13 protein-coding genes are annotated in these 16,780 nt (G+C 71.4%); 5 read left to right on the plus strand and 8 right to left on the minus strand.

Going from position 1 to position 16,780, the window contains the following annotated elements; translation table 11 throughout:
* The 5 genes from ACIPXM_RS17955 to obgE all read left to right on the plus strand — a co-directional run.
* The coding region (locus tag ACIPXM_RS17955) for a ribonuclease E/G (protein ID WP_401656252.1) at positions 1-3,460 on the plus strand (3,460 nt) is incomplete at its 5' end.
* Between the two features lie 96 nt (positions 3,461-3,556).
* Positions 3,557-4,462: a UTP--glucose-1-phosphate uridylyltransferase GalU gene (galU, locus tag ACIPXM_RS17960; protein WP_401656254.1), complete on the plus strand. Its 906-nt coding sequence runs from the start codon at positions 3,557-3,559 to the stop codon at positions 4,460-4,462.
* Positions 4,463-4,738: 276 nt separating this feature from the next.
* On the plus strand, positions 4,739-5,059 hold the full coding sequence (gene rplU / locus ACIPXM_RS17965) for a 50S ribosomal protein L21 (protein WP_365340082.1): 321 nt from the start codon (positions 4,739-4,741) through the stop codon (positions 5,057-5,059).
* 14 nt (positions 5,060-5,073) lie between these two features.
* Positions 5,074-5,328: a 50S ribosomal protein L27 gene (rpmA, locus tag ACIPXM_RS17970; RefSeq protein WP_030494090.1), complete on the plus strand. Its 255-nt coding sequence runs from the start codon at positions 5,074-5,076 to the stop codon at positions 5,326-5,328.
* Between the two features lie 108 nt (positions 5,329-5,436).
* The gene (gene obgE, locus ACIPXM_RS17975; RefSeq protein ID WP_401656257.1) at positions 5,437-6,876 is read left to right on the plus strand and encodes a GTPase ObgE; all 1,440 of its coding nucleotides are present in this window, start codon (positions 5,437-5,439) and stop codon (positions 6,874-6,876) included.
* Positions 6,877-7,324: 448 nt separating this feature from the next.
* Here obgE and ACIPXM_RS17980 read toward each other — a convergent pair whose 3' ends face one another.
* The 8 genes from ACIPXM_RS17980 to rfbB all read right to left on the minus strand — a co-directional run bounded on the left by ACIPXM_RS17980 (position 7,325) and on the right by rfbB (position 16,678).
* Positions 7,325-8,866 carry a hypothetical protein gene (locus ACIPXM_RS17980; RefSeq protein WP_401656259.1) on the minus strand — a complete coding sequence of 514 codons (1,542 nt, stop codon included), beginning with the start codon at positions 8,864-8,866 and terminating at the stop codon, positions 7,325-7,327.
* A 99-nt stretch (positions 8,867-8,965) separates the two neighbouring features.
* Entirely contained in the window at positions 8,966-11,236 is a 2,271-nt protein-coding gene (locus tag ACIPXM_RS17985) for a CDP-glycerol glycerophosphotransferase family protein (protein ID WP_401656261.1), read from the minus strand.
* Between the two features lie 60 nt (positions 11,237-11,296).
* Positions 11,297-12,223 carry a glycosyltransferase family 2 protein gene (locus ACIPXM_RS17990; RefSeq protein WP_401656264.1) on the minus strand — a complete coding sequence of 309 codons (927 nt, stop codon included), beginning with the start codon at positions 12,221-12,223 and terminating at the stop codon, positions 11,297-11,299.
* Positions 12,220-12,954, minus strand: coding sequence for a glycosyltransferase family 2 protein (locus ACIPXM_RS17995; protein ID WP_401656266.1), 735 nt, complete (start codon positions 12,952-12,954; stop codon positions 12,220-12,222). Before ACIPXM_RS17995 ends, ACIPXM_RS17990 begins: the two co-directional genes overlap by 4 nt.
* Positions 12,951-13,367 (minus strand): DUF2304 domain-containing protein, encoded by a 417-nt coding sequence (locus tag ACIPXM_RS18000; RefSeq protein WP_401656268.1) that lies wholly within the window; start codon positions 13,365-13,367, stop codon positions 12,951-12,953. Before ACIPXM_RS18000 ends, ACIPXM_RS17995 begins: the two co-directional genes overlap by 4 nt.
* Before the next feature lie 142 nt (positions 13,368-13,509).
* Positions 13,510-14,784, minus strand: a complete 1,275-nt coding sequence (locus ACIPXM_RS18005; protein WP_401656270.1) for a lipopolysaccharide biosynthesis protein — start codon at positions 14,782-14,784, stop codon at positions 13,510-13,512.
* Positions 14,781-15,692, minus strand: coding sequence for a dTDP-4-dehydrorhamnose reductase (gene rfbD / locus ACIPXM_RS18010; RefSeq protein WP_401656272.1), 912 nt, complete (start codon positions 15,690-15,692; stop codon positions 14,781-14,783). Before rfbD ends, ACIPXM_RS18005 begins: the two co-directional genes overlap by 4 nt.
* Positions 15,692-16,678, minus strand: a complete 987-nt coding sequence (rfbB, locus tag ACIPXM_RS18015) for a dTDP-glucose 4,6-dehydratase (protein ID WP_401656274.1) — start codon at positions 16,676-16,678, stop codon at positions 15,692-15,694. Before rfbB ends, rfbD begins: the two co-directional genes overlap by 1 nt.
* Between the last annotated feature and the right edge of the window lie 102 nt (positions 16,679-16,780).

The following is a 16,780-nucleotide window of genomic DNA, read 5'->3' on the forward strand; positions in this document are numbered from 1 at the left end:
CGCCGAGGCCGTTGCCGAGGCCGCCCCGGTCGAGGAAGCCGCCGCCCCGGTGGCCGAGCCGGTCGCCGAGGCGCCCGCCGAGGCTCCGGCCCCGCGTACCCGCCGTCGCGCCACCCGCAAGGCCACCGCGCCCGCCGCCGAGGCCGTTGCCGAGGCCGCCCCGGTCGAGGAAGCCGCCGCCCCGGTGGCCGAGCCGGTCGCCGAGGCGCCCGCCGAGGCTCCGGCCCCGCGCACCCGCCGCCGTGCCACCCGCAAGGCCACCGCGCCCGCGCCGGTCGCCGAGGCCGTGACGGCCGACGCCGCCGCCGAGATCGCCGCCGCGACCTCCGGCGAGGCGCTGCCCGAGGACACCGTCGAGGAGATCGCCTCGCACGCCGCCGAGGTCGCCGCCGCCGAGCAGGCCGCCACCCGCGGCCGTGGCCGCCGCCGCGCCGTCTCGTCGCAGTTCACCGCCGGTGACAGCGCCACCGACGCGCCGCGCTCGCGCCGCGCCGCCCGCCCGGCCGTCGCCGTCTTCCAGGCCCCGGTCTTCACCGAGCCGATGTTCCAGACCCCGGAGACCGCCGCCTTCCTGGCCGCCACCGAGGTCGTCGACGAGGAGGCCGAGGAGGAGACCACCGAGGTCACCGAGGCCGCCGAGGTCGCCGAGCCCGCCGCCGAGTCCGGTCCGACCGTGTTCGGGACCGTCGAGGACGAGAGCCCCCGCGCGCGCCGTCGCCGCCGCCGTCGTGGCGAGCAGGTCGCCGTCGAGCCGGTGCCCGCCACCGTCGCCGACGAGCCCGAGGTCGAGTCCACCCCCGAGGCCGAGGCCCAGGTCGACGACGCCGACGCCGAGGCCGACGACACCGACGAGTACGGCGACCGCCCGTCGCGCCGCCGCCGTCGCGGTGGCCGTCGCCGTCGCCGCGGCGAGCTCGCCGAGGCCGACGAGACCGAGGAGTCGGAGGAGTCCGACGAGCCGCACGGCGAGGACACCGAGTCCGACGACGAGGACGAGCACGACGACGCCGCCGAGGCGTCCGGCGGCTCCAGCAGCTCCCGTCGCCGCCGTCGCCGTCGCCGCCGCAGCGGTGACACCGCCGGTGACCACGAGGCCGGTGACGAGGACGGCGTCCGCACGGTCGTCAAGGTCCGCGAGCCGCGCGCCAAGGCCGAGCCGAGCGACGAGGTCCAGTCCATCAAGGGCTCGACCCGTCTTGAGGCGAAGAAGCAGCGCCGCCGCGAGGGCCGCGAGCAGGGCCGCCGCCGCGTCCCGATCATCACCGAGGCCGAGTTCCTGGCCCGCCGCGAGGCCGTCGAGCGCGTCATGGTCGTCCGCCAGAACGGCGAGCGCACCCAGATCGGCGTCCTCGAGGACAACGTGCTCGTCGAGCACTACGTCAACAAGGAGCAGGCCACCTCGTACGTCGGCAACGTCTACCTGGGCAAGGTCCAGAACGTGCTGCCGTCGATGGAGGCCGCCTTCGTCGACATCGGCAAGGGCCGCAACGCCGTCCTGTACGCCGGTGAGGTCAACTTCGAGGCGCTCGGCATGGGCCACGGCCCGCGCCGCATCGAGGCCGCCCTCAAGTCCGGCCAGTCGGTCCTGGTGCAGGTCACCAAGGACCCGATCGGCCACAAGGGCGCCCGGCTGACCTCGCAGGTCTCGCTGCCCGGCCGCTACCTGGTGTACGTGCCCGAGGGCTCGATGACCGGCATCAGCCGCAAGCTGCCCGACACCGAGCGCGCGCGTCTGAAGACCATCCTCAAGAAGATCGTCCCCGAGGACGCGGGCGTCATCGTGCGCACCGCCGCCGAGGGCGCGAGCGAGGACGAGCTGCGCCGTGACGTCGAGCGACTGCAGGCGCAGTGGGAGGACATCCAGAAGAAGGCGAAGAGCGGCAACGCGCCGACGCTGCTCTACGGCGAGCCGGACATGACCGTCCGGGTCGTCCGCGACATCTTCAACGAGGACTTCTCCAAGGTCATCGTGAGCGGTGACGACGCCTGGGAGACCATCCACGGCTATGTCTCGCACGTCGCGCCCGACCTGGCCGACCGGCTGTCGCGGTGGACCAGCGAGGTCGACGTGTTCGCCACGTACCGGATCGACGAGCAGCTGATGAAGGCGCTGGACCGGAAGGTCTGGCTGCCGTCCGGCGGTTCGCTGGTGATCGACAAGACCGAGGCGATGATCGTCGTCGACGTCAACACCGGCAAGTTCACCGGTCAGGGCGGCAACCTTGAGGAGACCGTCACCCGGAACAACCTGGAGGCGGCCGAGGAGATCGTGCGCCAGCTGCGGCTGCGCGACCTCGGCGGCATCGTCGTCATCGACTTCATCGACATGGTCCTTGAGTCCAACCGCGACCTGGTGCTGCGCCGCCTCCTGGAGTGCCTGGGCCGGGACCGGACCAAGCACCAGGTGGCCGAGGTCACCTCGCTCGGCCTGGTGCAGATGACCCGCAAGCGGGTCGGCCAGGGCCTCCTGGAGTCCTTCTCGGAGACCTGCGTCCACTGCAACGGCCGCGGTGTCATCGTCCACATGGAGCAGCCGACCGCCCCCGGCGGCGGTGGCGGCGGCAAGCGCGCCAAGAAGCGCGGCCGTGGCGGCGACGCCCACGAGCACGGCGCTCACGAGCACGGCCACGCGCACGACACCGACGCGCACGACGTCCACGGTGACGCCGAGGCGGAGTCCGCGGCCGAGGTCGCGGCGGAGCTGGCGGCCCCGGTCGCCCTGCCCGAGCCGATCGCCGCGGACGAGGAGCTGTACGGCAGCGTCGCCGAGGCCGAGGCCGCCGCGCGCGGCGGCCGTGGCCGCCGTCGGGCGACCCGCCGGGTGTCCGCGCCCGTCGCCTCGCCGGTGGTGACCGAGACGGAGACCTACGAGGTCGTCGTACCGGAGACCGAGGCGGAGCCGACGCCGGAGCCGGCCGTCGAGTCCGCCCCCGAGCCGGTGGCCGAGGCGCCCGCCCCGCGCGGCCGTCGTCGGGCCACCCGCCGGGTGACGGCCCCCGCGACCACGCAGGCCGCGCCCGCGGCCGAGCCGGTCGTCGCGGAGCCCGTGGCCGAGCCGGTCGCGGAGGCGGCCCCGGCCGTCGTCGCCGAGCCCGTCGCGCCGGTCGAGGAGGCCCCCGTGGCCGCCCCGCCGCGGGCGCGCCGCCGGGTGGTCCGGAAGGCCACCGCTCCGGCCGGTTCGCCGACCGGTGCCGAGGAGGCCGCGGTGGTCGTCGTGACCGCCCCGGCCGCCGAGCAGGCCGAGCAGGCCCCGGTGGAGCCGTCCGAGGCCGTGTCCGAGACGGCGGAGGCCGCTGAGGCCCCGGCCGCCCCGGCCGCGAAGAAGACGGCCCGCAAGACCGCCAAGAAGGCCACCGCGAAGAAGGCGGCGACCAAGAAGACGGCGGCCAAGAAGACCGTGGCGAAGAAGGCGACCGCCAAGAAGGCCGTGAAGAAGACGGCCGCCCCCGCGCAGGACTGACCCCCGTCGGTCCCAGCCGCGACCTCGTGTGGACCGTCCTCCCCGGAGGGCGGTCCACACCGCATTGACCCAGGATCGGAACCAGGAATCCCCTCGATGAACAACGCCCCCGCTCCCCGCGTACGCAAGGCCGTCATCCCCGCCGCCGGGCTCGGCACCCGCTTCCTGCCCGCCACCAAGGCGACGCCGAAGGAGATGCTGCCGGTCGTCGACAAGCCGGCCATCCAGTACGTGGTGGAGGAGGCGGTGTCCGCGGGCCTCTCCGACGTCCTCATGATCACCGGGCGGAACAAGCGTCCTCTTGAGGACCACTTCGACCGGAACTACGAGCTGGAGGAGGCGCTGGTCCGCAAGGGCGACGACGAGCGCCTGGCCCGGGTCCAGGAGTCCAGCGAGCTCGCCACCATGCACTACGTGCGCCAGGGCGACCCGCGCGGCCTCGGCCACGCCGTGCTGTGCGCGCAGCCGCACGTCGGCGACGAGCCCTTCGCCGTCCTCCTCGGCGACGACCTGATCGACCCGCGCGACCCGCTGCTCGCCCGGATGCTGGAGGTCCTCGCCGAGCAGGGCGGCAGCGTCGTCGCCCTCATGGAGGTCGACCCGGCGCAGATCCACCTGTACGGCTGCGCCGCCGTCGAGCCGGCCGCCGACGCCGACGTCGTACGGATCACCGGTCTGGTCGAGAAGCCGGACCCGGCCGACGCGCCCAGCAACTACGCCATCATCGGCCGCTATGTGCTCGACCCGGCCGTCTTCGACGTGCTGAACGGCACCGAGCCGGGCCGCGGCGGCGAGATCCAGCTGACCGACGCGCTGCAGAAGATGGCGGCCGACGAGAACCTGGGCGGCCCCGTGCACGGTGTGGTCTTCAAGGGCCGCCGGTACGACACGGGTGACCGCGGCGACTACCTGCGGGCGATCGTGCGCCTGGCGTGCGAGCGGGAGGACCTGGGCCCGGAGTTCCGCGAGTGGCTCAAGGGCTTCGTCGCCGAGAGCGCCTAGTCCGGCCCGCACCGGCACGGGACCGACCCGGCCCGGCCCGGCCCGGCCCGGCCCGGTCCGGCCCCGTGCCGGTGCGGGCCGAATTTGACCCCTTACGGGCCACGCCCGTAACCTAGACCGTCGGCGTGTCGACTGACATGCCACACCTCTGAGCACCCCCCTCCCGGTTCGGCCGGGAGAGGCCGCTCGCCCGATTCCCGGATCGCCGCAGGCCCCTGGCCCGTGCGTGAGCGGCTGGCGTCAGAGGTCCGAGTTCCGAGTGAGAGAGAGATCCGCGTGTACGCCATCGTGCGCAGCGGTGGTCGCCAGCACAAGGTTGCTGTCGGCGACATCGTTGAGGTTGACAAGATTTCCACCGCCAAGGCTGGCGACACGGTCGAGCTCTCGACCCTGCTCGTCGTCGACGGCGACGCCGTGACCAGCGACCCGTGGGTCCTGGCGGGCATCAAGGTGCTGGCCGAGGTCGTGGACCACACCAAGGGCGCCAAGATCGACATCCTGCGCTACAAGAACAAGACGGGCTACCGCCGTCGCCAGGGTCACCGTCAGCAGTACACGGCGATCAAGGTCACGTCCATCCCGACGGCCGCGAAGTAAAGAGGGACTGAGCAATGGCACACAAGAAGGGCGCATCGTCCACCCGGAACGGTCGCGACTCCAATGCCCAGCGGCTCGGCGTGAAGCGCTTCGGCGGTCAGGTCGTCAACGCTGGTGAGATCCTGGTCCGTCAGCGCGGCACCCACTTCCACCCGGGCTCGGGTGTCGGTCGCGGTGGCGACGACACGCTGTTCGCCCTGCAGGCCGGTTCGGTGCAGTTCGGCACCTTCCGTGGCCGCAAGGTCGTGAACATCGTTCCGGTCGCCTGATCGGAATTCTTGGCGGAGGCGGACCTCACTTCCCGGAAGGGAAGCGGGTCCGCCTTTCGCGTGTTACTAGATAGACATTCCCGTACATAGCTTTCTGGAGGCAGAACCATGACCACCTTCGTGGACCGCGTCGAGCTGCACGTCGCCGCGGGTAACGGAGGCCACGGCTGTGCCTCCGTTCACCGGGAGAAGTTCAAGCCGCTCGGCGGCCCGGACGGCGGCAACGGCGGGCGTGGCGGTGACGTCATCCTCACCGTCGACCAGTCCGTGACCACCCTGCTCGAGTACCACCACTCGCCGCACCGCAAGGCGACGAACGGCAAGCCCGGCGAGGGCGGCAACCGCGCGGGCAAGGACGGCCAGGACCTGGTCCTGACCGTGCCGGACGGCACCGTGATCCTCGACAAGCAGGGCAATGTGCTGGCCGACCTGGTCGGCGAGGGCACCACGTACGTGGCGGCCCAGGGCGGCCGCGGCGGCCTCGGCAACGCGGCGCTGTCCTCCGCGCGGCGCAAGGCGCCGGGCTTCGCGCTGCTCGGCGAGCCGGGCGACCTCCAGGACATCGTCCTGGAGCTGAAGACGGTCGCCGACGTGGCCCTGGTGGGCTACCCGAGCGCGGGCAAGTCCTCGCTGATCTCCGTCCTGTCGGCCGCCAAGCCGAAGATCGCGGACTACCCCTTCACCACCCTGGTGCCGAACCTGGGCGTGGTGACGGCCGGCTCGACCGTCTACACCATCGCCGACGTCCCCGGCCTCATCCCGGGCGCCAGCCAGGGCCGCGGCCTGGGCCTCGAGTTCCTCCGGCACGTCGAGCGCTGCTCGGTGCTGGTGCACGTCCTGGACACGGCGACGCTGGAGTCCGAGCGTGACCCGGTCACCGACCTGGACGTCATCGAGGCGGAGCTGAAGCAGTACGGCGGTCTGGAGGACCGGCCGCGCATCGTCGTCCTCAACAAGATCGACATCCCGGACGGCCAGGACCTCGCGGACATGATCCGCCCGGACCTGGAGCAGCGCGGCTACCGCGTCTTCGAGGTCTCGGCGGTCGCCCGTACGGGCCTGAAGGAGCTGTCCTTCGCGCTGGCCGAGATCGTCTCCCAGGCGCGCGCCGCGAAGCCGAAGGAGGAGGCGACCCGGGTCGTCATCCGCCCGAAGGCCGTCGACGACGCGGGCTTCACCGTCGTGTACGACGAGCAGGAGGACGTGTACCGGGTGCGCGGCGAGAAGCCGGAGCGCTGGGTCCGTCAGACCGACTTCAACAACGACGAGGCCGTGGGTTACCTCGCCGACCGTCTCAACCGCCTGGGCGTCGAGGACGCCCTGATGAAGGCGGGCGCCCGCGCGGGCGACGGCGTCGCGATCGGCACCGAGGAGAACGCGGTCGTCTTCGACTGGGAGCCCTCGATGGTCGCGGGCGCCGAAATGCTCGGCCGCCGCGGTGAGGACCACCGCCTGGAGGCCCCGCGCCCGGCGGCGCAGCGCCGTCGTGACCGGGACGCGGAGCGGGACGACGCGCAGCGGGAGTTCGACGAGTTCAACCCGTTCTAGGCTGCGGGTTGGTGTGTGTGGCGGGCCTTCGGCCGGGCGTGGGTGTCCGGTCGGGGGCCCGTTTCGTCGGTGGTGGCACGGGCCACCTCGTGCCCCTCGGCGGACGGAGTCCGGCGCAGCCGTCCGATGCCCAGGAGGCCCGCTGGGGCCGAGTGGTGCGAGGGGGGCGTGGTGAGGGTCAGCCCACCGCCTGGAGGCCCCGCGTCCGGCGGCGCAGCGCCGTCGTGACCGGGACGCGGAGCGGGACGACGCGCAGCGGGAGTTCGACGAGTTCAACCCGTTCTAGGCTGCGGGCTGGTGTGGGTGGCGGGCCTTCGGCCGGGCGTTGGTGTCCGGTCGGGGGCCCGTTTCGTCGGTGGTGGCGCGGGCCTCGGGCCCCGGCCCCGACCGTACGGGAAAGGGCCCCGCCTCCAGATGGAGGCGGGGCCCTTTCCCGTGGTGATGTCGGTCAGGCTGCCGGCGCCGCGCCCGGCTCCTTCACCGGCTCCGGCGTCGGCTCGGGCTTCGGCTCCGGCTCGGGGTCCGGGGTCGGGCCGAAGCGGGGCTTCGCCCAGAGCAGCGGCAGCAGCATGATGCCGATGAAGATCGGGCCGATCATGTAGCGCCACAGCGGCGCCGGGTTCGCCGCCAGGACGGTCAGCTGGAGGCCGAGCGTCACCGAGAGCAGCGCCATCGTGCCCTTGAGCTTGGTGCGGCGGCGGTACAGCAGCACGATCGCGTACGACGCGTAGCACCAGATCGCACCGCGGAACAGCAGCCACTGCAGCTGCGGCACCTTGAACGCGCGCCACGAGAAGTCCGCCGCCTTGTGCAGCGGCTCCGACAGCGGGCGGATCTTCAGCTTCGAGCGGTACTCGCTGTGCTTGATCTGGTCGTTCCACTTGAGGTAGCTGAACAGCGTCTTCGACGTCTGCGGATCGCTCAGCAGCGTGTTCGCCCGCAGCTCCTTCGGGCCCGGGAACACCGCCCACGCGATGTGCGCCCGGCACACCCGCGCCCCGATGACCAGGTCCGGCGTCCGCTTCATGACCCGCTGCCACAGGGCCATCAGCTCGTCGTTGCGCTCGGCCGCCAGCGGCCGGTTCATCGGCGGGGACTCCATCGCCCAGTCCGCGTTGTAGCAGTTCGCGGCCCGGCCCTTCCAGTGGGACAGCGGCGCGATGGAGGACATCAGCGCCTTGTCCTCCTTGGTGAAGAAGCCGGGACGCTGCCCGTACGCGACGGCGATGTCCGCGTAGAAGAACGCGTAGACGGCGTCCTTCGGCGGGCTCTTCACCCCGGCCGCCGGGTAGATCACGCTGGTCAGCAGACCGAAGATGAGCACCGGCACGGCGGTCGCCGCGAGCACCCAGCGCCGCATCGACGGCAGCGCGATCAGCAGGATCGGCGCGGCGATGATGGCGACCAGCATCCCGTTGTTGCGGAACAGCGCGAGCATCAGGAAGCCCAGGAAGAGCAGCCCGACGGTGCGGTAGAAGGCACGGTCGCGGACGGCCTGGCGGCCCCGGGCGCGGCGCGCGGCCAGGCGCCCGGCGGCGCCGAAGGCGAGGATCGCGCCGATGACGAACGGCACGTCCTTCCACACGAAGATGACGAAGACGGCCGTCGGCGGCAGCAGCGCCGGGACCGTGGCGGCGACGGCCGCCCACCGCTTCCGTACACCCCACTTGTGCAGGGTGACGGAGCAGTAGGACAGCACGGCCGACATCGCGACGATCTGTGCCAGCGTCAGGATCCACAGATCACCGGTGGTCTTGAGCGACAGCCACACCAGGGCGTCGTAGACCACGGAGTGGTTCGACATCCAGTTGTCGGTGGTGACGTGCCAGACGTAGGTGATCGAGTCGTAGCTCAGGGCCCCGGGGAAGAACGCTGCCCACCACAGCAGGAACAGGACCTGCGTGGTGGCGTAGACGGCCAGCGGCAGCCGGCGCTTCTCCGGGATGCGCTCCCACTGTGTGCTGAGGAAGGCGTTGCGCGGGAGTTTCAAAGCTCGGCTCCGCTGGGCTTGTCGAGGATGGGCATCAGGACGGTCGAACGGTCGAACGGTCGAGCAGATTAACCCGTTCAGTCGAACAGGTTAATCGGTTCAGACCGTCTCCCGGTCCCGGGGCCTGGTCTCCTCGGGCTCCGGCCGCTGGCCGGGGCGCGGCGGCACGGGCCGCTCGCCGATCGGCAGCACCGGCGGGGTGTCCGCCTGGCCGAGGAACACCTTGCGGACCACACGCTCCGCCGCCCGGCCGTCGTCGAACTCGCAGAACGTCCGGCGGAACGTGGCGCGGGCCGCGTCCGACTCGGGGCCGTTCCAGCGCCCGGAGGTGAACGCCTCGATGAGCTCCGTCTCGTTCGTGAGCGTCAGACCGGGGGAATCGACCGTGATGTCGAAGTAGGTGCCGCGGGTGGTGCGGTACACCTCCCAGTCGTTGGCGAAGACCACGATCGGGCGGTCGAGGTTCGCGTAGTCGAACATCACCGACGAGTAGTCCGTGAGCAGGCAGTCCGCGGCGAGGTACAGCTCCTCGACCGAGGGGTGCTTGCTCACGTCGACGAGCCGGGCGCTGCCGCTCGTACCGGACGACAGCAGGCTCTGGTCGTAGAAGTAGTGCGCGCGCACCAGCAGGGTGAAGTCGGGGCCGACCGTCTCGGCGAACCGCTCCAGGTCCAGCATCTGCTTGGGGGCGTCGTGGTAGTCGCGGTGCGTCGGCGTGTAGAGGATCACCTTGGTGCCCTCGGCGATGCCGAGCTTCTTACGGGCCGCGGCCACGTCCGCCGCCGTCGCGTTCACCAGCTGGTCGTTGCGCGGGTAGCCGTACTCGAGGGGCTCGTAGTACGACGGGTAGGCGCGGTCCCAGGCGGCGGTGGAGAAGCTGTTGGAGGTGAGGCTGTAGTCCCAGCGGTCCACCCGGTCCATCAGCCGGACCAGGTTCATGCCACGACGGCCGACCGGGTACTCGGCCAGGTCGACGCCCATCCGCTTGAGCGGGGTGCCGTGGTGGGTCTGCAGGTGCACCTGGCCGGGGCGCTTGACCAGCGACGGCGCGAAGTTGACGTTGTTGATGAAGTACTTGCCGCGCGCCATCGCCTTCCAGAACTCCAGCGAGCCCGGGTGCACGGTGGCCACGCCCTTGGGCGGGCGGATGGTGGCGTCCTTCTTGAGGACCCACACCGCCTTCATGCCCGGGGCGAGTTCGTTCATCTTCTCGTGGATGGCCGCCGGGTTGCAGGAGTACGAGCCGTTCCAGTACGCCGCGAAGACGGCGACGTCCTGCTGGATCGGCAGCATCCGCTGGGCCCGGTAGTAGCCCTGCAGGACGCGCTTGCGCAGCTTCCGCTTCAGCTTCACCGGGATGGACTTCTTGCGCTTGAGGGCGCGTACGGTCCGGCGGGCGGTGTCACGGTGCTTGGCCGGGACCCGGTCGCCCTTGGCCCGCGGGGTGGGCGCCGCGCCCGCGGGGCGGAGCCGGTTCTCGACCTCGGTCCAGCGGTCGCGGAACTCCTGGCGGGCGTCGTCGGGGAGCCGGCCGGGGGAGACGTCGACCACCCGGAAGTGGTTGACCATCCGCTCGAACAGCACGCCCCGGTACTCGTCGAACTGCGGGTTCTCGGCGAGGAACGCGAAGACCAGCTCGTACTGGTCGAACACGTCGAAGTGCTTGCGGCTGGTGCTGTGCAGGATGCTGCCCTGGCGCCGCTGGCGGTAGTAGACGCAGACGCGGTCGAGCACGGCGATGGTCTCCGCCGCGATCATGACCGGGTAGGTCCAGGGGGTGTCCTCGTAGTAGCCGGACGGGTACTGGAAGCCCCACTGCTCGATGAAGTCCCGGCGGTACGCCTTGTTCCAGGCGACCTGGAGCAGGTTGAGCAGCTCCGGCTCGTCGCGCAGCGGGATGACGCCCTTGGCGGCGGCCTTGGTCAGCACGTCGGCCCGGGCGTTCGGGGTGACCCGGCCGTCCCAGTGGGTGCGCGCGTAGTCGAAGATCACCAGGTCGGGGTCGGCGGACTCCTCGATCCGGCGGGCGATGGCCTGCAGCGAGCCCGGCAGCATGGTGTCGTCGCTGTCGAGGAAGAGCAGGTACTTGCCCTTGGCGCGGGCCATGCCGGCGTTGCGGGCCCGGCCGAGGCCGACGTTCTGCTCCAGGTGCATCGCCACGACCCGCGGGTCGGCCTTGGCGTACTCGTCGATGATCTCGCCGCAACCGTCCGGCGAGCAGTCGTTCACGACGAGGAGCTCGTAGTCGAGGAACGGCTGCTCCAGCACCGAGTCCAGGCAGTCCCGCAGGAACGCCTGCACCTTGTAGGTGGGGACGATGATGCTGAACAGCGGGGCTTCGGAACCAGGCGGGGACTGCGTCTGTGTCATCTCAATACCGTGGAATCTGACGTGGGAGGCAGGACGTGACGACCGGGGGTGACGACCGGGTCAGCGCTGACTCGTGGACAGGGCGTATCCGAGGAGGGTGCGGAGGGTCTTCGACTGACGGTGGCGCAACGCGCCCGGCACCATTGTCAGCGCGTGCAGCCGCATCGACAGGTGCCGACGCGCGGCACGGGCGGCCTTCGGCCAGCCGTGTGCGTCGAGGTCGTCGGCCACTTCGTGGAAGAAGCGGACGGCTTCGCCGAAGCGTGCTCCGGAGACAGCCTCGGAGGAGGAGAGGCTGCCGGAGTGGCGGCGGTAACGGAACGCCGTGGTCGGTTCGACGACCAGTGCTCCGCCGCGCCGGATCAGTTCGATGATCAGGGCCAGGTCCTGGATGACCGACAGGTCCTCCCGGAAGCTGACGTCCTTGACCGCGTCGGCCCGCCACACGATGGACGGGAAGTACAGCCAGTTCCCGCCGAGCAGGTTGGCCGCGAGCGGTTCGCCCCGCAGGACGAGCCGCTGTCCGGTGTCCTTCGGCGCGTACAGGCGCTTCTTGACCTCGTCGCCGAGGGTGGTGGACGGCGCGCCGTGCTCGTCGATGACCTCGACGCCCGGCTGGTAGATCACCGCGTCGGGCACGGCCGAGACGGCGGCGCGCATGGTGGCGACGTAGTCCGGCAGCAGCAGGTCGTCGCTGCCGAGCATGCTGAAGTGGGTCGACTCGACGAGGTCGACGCACTTGCGGAAGTTCTTGGTGATGCCGAGGTTCTGCTCGTTGCGCTGGTAGCGCACCCGGCTGTCGCCGAGCGAGGCGAACCACTCAGGGACGCCGGGCTCCTTGCCGTCGTCCACGACGGTCAGGCGCCAGTCCTTGTCGGTCTGCTCCAGCACGCTGCGCACGGCGGCCTGCATCAGGCCGGTGTCGCCGTAGTGCGGCAGCATGATGTCGAGGGTGCCGAGGCGGTCGGGGTGCTGCGCCTGGCTCACTTGTTCTTCCCCTTGGGGCCGAAGGCCGAGCGGCGGCTGAGCGCGAGCAGCAGGATCATGCCGATCCGGCCCAGGTACATCGTGGCCTTCCACGGCGACTGGCTCGGGGTGCCGGTGGCCCGCGGGCGCATCGCCACGGGCACCTGCTCGACCCGGTAGCCGGCCCGGACCACGGCGATGGTGGACTCCACCGTGTCGCCCAGGTACTCGACCGGGTACCAGTGCGCGAAGACGTCGATCAGATCGCGGTTGGAGGCGCGGAAGCCGGAGGTGACGTCGGTGAGCTTGGTACGGGCCATCCGGGACAGCCAGAACGCGAGCACGACCATGGCCCAGCGGCGCGGGCCGCGGGTCTCGTACTCGCCGGTGCCCGCGAAACGGGCGCCCATGACGAGATCGGCGCCCTTGTCCAGGTGCGCGATCAGCTCGGGCACGTTGCGCGGGTCGTGCTGCCCGTCGGCGTCGACCTGGATCGCGATGTCGTAGTCGCGGTCGTGCGCGTAGCGGTAGCCCGCGCGCATCGCGCCGCCGACGCCCAGGTTGTACGGCAGGGTCATCACGGTCGCGCCGGCGGCGCGCGCGACGGCGCTGGTGCTGTCGGCGGAGCCGTCGTCGACGACGAGGACGTCGACGCCGGGCAGCGTCGCGTGGACCTCCTTGACGACGTCGGCGACGCCCTCGGACTCGTTCCACGCGGGCATGATGATCAGTACCCGCTTGCCGTCGATCACTGGTGGCTCCCCTGTCCGGCCCGGTCGGCCGCCTCGCCCGTGGTCGTGCCGGCCGACGCCCCCGCCGGCGGGTTGTCCGCGAGCTGCTTGCGCAGCTCGGTCACGTCGATGCGCAGCAGCGCGACTTCCTCCGAAAGAGTGCGTCCCTCTTCCTCGAGGTGACCCACCTCCCAGCTGAGCTGGAGGCAGACGATGAAGAGGAAGGCGACGCTGAGGAAGAGCAGCAGGCTGACGCCGGAGCGCACGCCGACGGCGCTGGCGACCGAGTCGAGACCGCTGGGGAAGAAGCCGAGGGGGATGATCACCAGTCCGGTGAGCACCCACAGGAAGGCGTACTTCTCCTTGAGCTTGCGGCGGCGCAGCAGCTCGATGATGCAGGCGACAAGGAAGACTCCGGTGACCGAAGTCAGCATCCACAACTTCACGCGGGGCTCCGGTCTATCGGACGACTCATGAAACGGCCTGTCTACTTTCCGGGGTGTGGGGCGGAAGGACGCCACCAGACGTCGGCACACTTTCCGTCGCCATCGCTTACGGAGAGTGAGGGAATGGTGATCATTCCGATGAGTGCGCCGAACGGTAGCCTACACGAGAGCGAAGAAGCAGTGTCATGCAGGTGACCACCGCGAGCGACCCCACCGCGTAGGCCACTTCGACCCTGGTGCGGAGCTCCAGCGGACACACCGTGACCGCGAGCAGCACGACCGTGCCCACGATCCAGGACAGCAGCTGCTTGCGCGCCCCGCCACTCGTGAGGAGCGCCTGCCCCAGCACCATCGCGAGCATGTAGAACGTCGTGCCGAGCGACAGCCACAGGAAGTCGACGGGCCCCAGCACGTCCGGCGATCCGAACAGCACCGGCAGCAGGAACGGGCCGAGCGCCACCGCGCCGATCCCGAAGATCCCGCCGAGTCCGGCCGTGATCGCGCAGGCCCGCAGCAGCAGCCTGCGGTAACCGTGCTCGTCGCCCGCCGCCTGCGCGGTCGAGAGACCGGCCAGCAGCGACGCCTGGAACGCGCCGAACGCGAACAGCGGCACCCGGGCGAGGACCAGCGCCGACAGCAGGGCCGCGACGAGCGCGTTGTCGTCCGTCGAGATCAGCTTGGTGCTGATCACCGCGATGTTGACGAGCACCTGGGCGAGCAGCGTCGAGCCGACGAGCAGCCCGAGGTGCTCGATCAGCTCGCCCCACCGCGCCGTCGACCCGGCCCGCGCCCCGCGCAGCACCGGCGGCAGCGTCACCAGGACCGAGATCAGCGGCGCCACCGTCATCACGGCCGCGAACGCCACCGTCGAACCGACCCCGGCGAGCGCGAGCGCCACCGAGAACACGATCCGCAGCAGACCGTCGAGCCCGAGCTGCAGCCCGTACGACTCGAAGCGACCGAGGCCCGCGAGCACCCCGCGGGTGACGTGCGCGCAGGCCAGCGCCGCGAAGGCGCCGCCGAGCGCGGCCACCAGGCCCTTGTCGCCGTGGAAGAACAGATCGGCGATCGGCCCGGCGAACACCGCGAGCGGCAGCAGCACCGCCGCGAGCAGCCCGAAGGACAGCGCCGCGCCGCGCCGCAGCACCGGCAGCGCGCCGTCACCGGCGACGACCCGGGCGGCCACCACCCGGGTCACCTCCTGCTCGACCGGGAAGAACAGGCCGAGCCCGATGGAGGCGACCACGGTCCACAGGACCGAGAAGCTCGCCATGTCGTCGACGGACAGCGAGTGGCCCGCCGCCGCGAGATGCACATAGTTGGCCCCGCCGAGCAGCGCCGTGCCGATACCGACGAACGCGGTGCCGCGCGGCAGGGCCGTGGTGATCCGGTCGAGCAGTGTCACGCCTCGGACCGTCCGCCCGGCGCCATGACCTTCAGCGCCTCGGTGAGCTGGTCGCGCCAGTGCGGCTGCACCGCCACGCCCGCCTCGGCCCAGCGCCCGTGGTCGAGCACGCTGAAGGAGGGCCGGCGGGCCGGCCGTACGAACTTCTCCGAGGTGGTCGGCCGCACCCGCTCCGGGTCGAGACCGGTCAGCTCGAAGGCCGCCCGGGCCAGGTCGAACCAGGTCGCCGTCTCGCTCGCGGTGCCGTGGTAGACGCCCGCGGGCGCCCGGCCCGCGACGGCCGCCTCGCCGAGGTCCCGCAGCTGGCGCGCCAGCGCCAGGGTCCAGGTCGGCTGGCCGCGCTGGTCGTCGACGACGTCCAGGGTCTCGCGCTGCTCGGCGAGGGACAGCATGGTGGCCACGAAGTTGCGGCCGTGCGCCCCGTACAGCCACGCCGTGCGCACCACGTAACCGCGCTCGGGCAGCAGCTCCAGGACCGCCTGCTCGCCCGCGAGCTTGCCGCGGCCGTAGGCGTTCACCGGGGAGGTGGGGTCGTCGTGCCGGTACGGCACGGTGGCGTCGCCCGGGAAGACGTAGTCGGTCGACACCTGGAGCAGCACCGCGCCGGACTCGGCGCAGGCCGCGGCGAGCGCACGCGGACCGGCCCCGTTGATCCGGGTGGCCGCGTCCTCGGCGGTCTCGGCACCGTCGACGTCGGTCCAGGCGGCGGCGTTGACGACCACGACGGGACCGTCGTCGGGCAGCGCCGCGAGGGCGGCCCGGACGGCGTCGGCGTCGGTGATGTCGAGCTCGGCACGGGTCAGCGCGGTGACCGGGGCACCGGTCCCGGCCAGCACCTCGGTGAGGTCACGGCCGAGCATCCCGGCCGCGCCCGTGATCAGCCAGTTGACGGGGGCGTCGGCGCGCATCAGGCGAGCGCCGCCTTGGCCTTCAGCGGCTCCCACCAGGAGCGGTTGTCGCGGTACCACTGGACGGTGTCGGCGAGACCCTGCTGGAAGGTGACCTGCGGGGTGTAGCCGAGCTCGTCCTGGATCTTGGCGATCGACAGCGAGTAGCGCAGGTCGTGGCCCTTGCGGTCCTCGACGTGCTCGACCATGTCCCAGCCGGCGCCGCAGGCGTCCAGGAGCAGACCGGTGAGCTCCTTGTTGGTGACCTCGGTGCCGCCGCCGATGTGGTAGACCTCACCGGCGCGGCCGCCGCGCAGCACCATCTCGATGCCCCGGCAGTGGTCCGAGACGTGCAGCCAGTCGCGGATGTTCAGGCCCTCGCCGTACAGCGGCACCTTCTTCCCGTCCAGCAGGTTCGTGGTGAACAGCGGGATCATCTTCTCGGGGAAGTGGTACTGCCCGTAGTTGTTGGAGCAGCGGGTGACGACGACGTCCATGCCGTGGGTGCGGTGGTACGACAGCGCCAGCAGGTCCGAGCCCGCCTTGGAGGCGGAGTACGGGGAGTTCGGGGCCAGCGGCCAGTCCTCGGTCCAGGAGCCCTCGGCGATCGAGCCGTACACCTCGTCGGTGGAGACGTGCACGAAGCGGCCGACGCCGTGCCGCTTGGCCGCGTCGAGCAGCACCTGGGTGCCCAGCACGTTCGTGGTGACGAACGGCGAGGAGTCCAGGATGGAGCGGTCGACGTGCGACTCGGCGGCGAAGTGGACCACCGCGTCCTGGCCGCGCATCACGTCGTCCACCGTCGCGTAGTCACGGATGTCGCCGTGCACGAAGGTGTAGCCGGCCAGCTCCGCCACGGGGGCGAGGTTGGCCTCGTTGCCGGAGTACGTGAGGTTGTCCAGGACCGTGACCTGGGCGCCCTCGCTGGAAGGCAGCTCTCCGGAGAGCATTGCCCGCACGAACTGTGAACCGATGAACCCGGCGCCGCCGGTGACCAGAATCCTCATAAGAACCACCATTCTATGGGCAGGGTCGACGCCACCAGTTCGCCCACCGTTCCGTGGCCGTTCTCACGCTCGGGGTAGGGGCGCTGATGGGCGTCGGGCGCA

It is taken from the genome of Streptomyces sp. NPDC090025 (assembly GCF_044748125.1).
Lineage (GTDB): Bacteria > Actinomycetota > Actinomycetes > Streptomycetales > Streptomycetaceae > Streptomyces.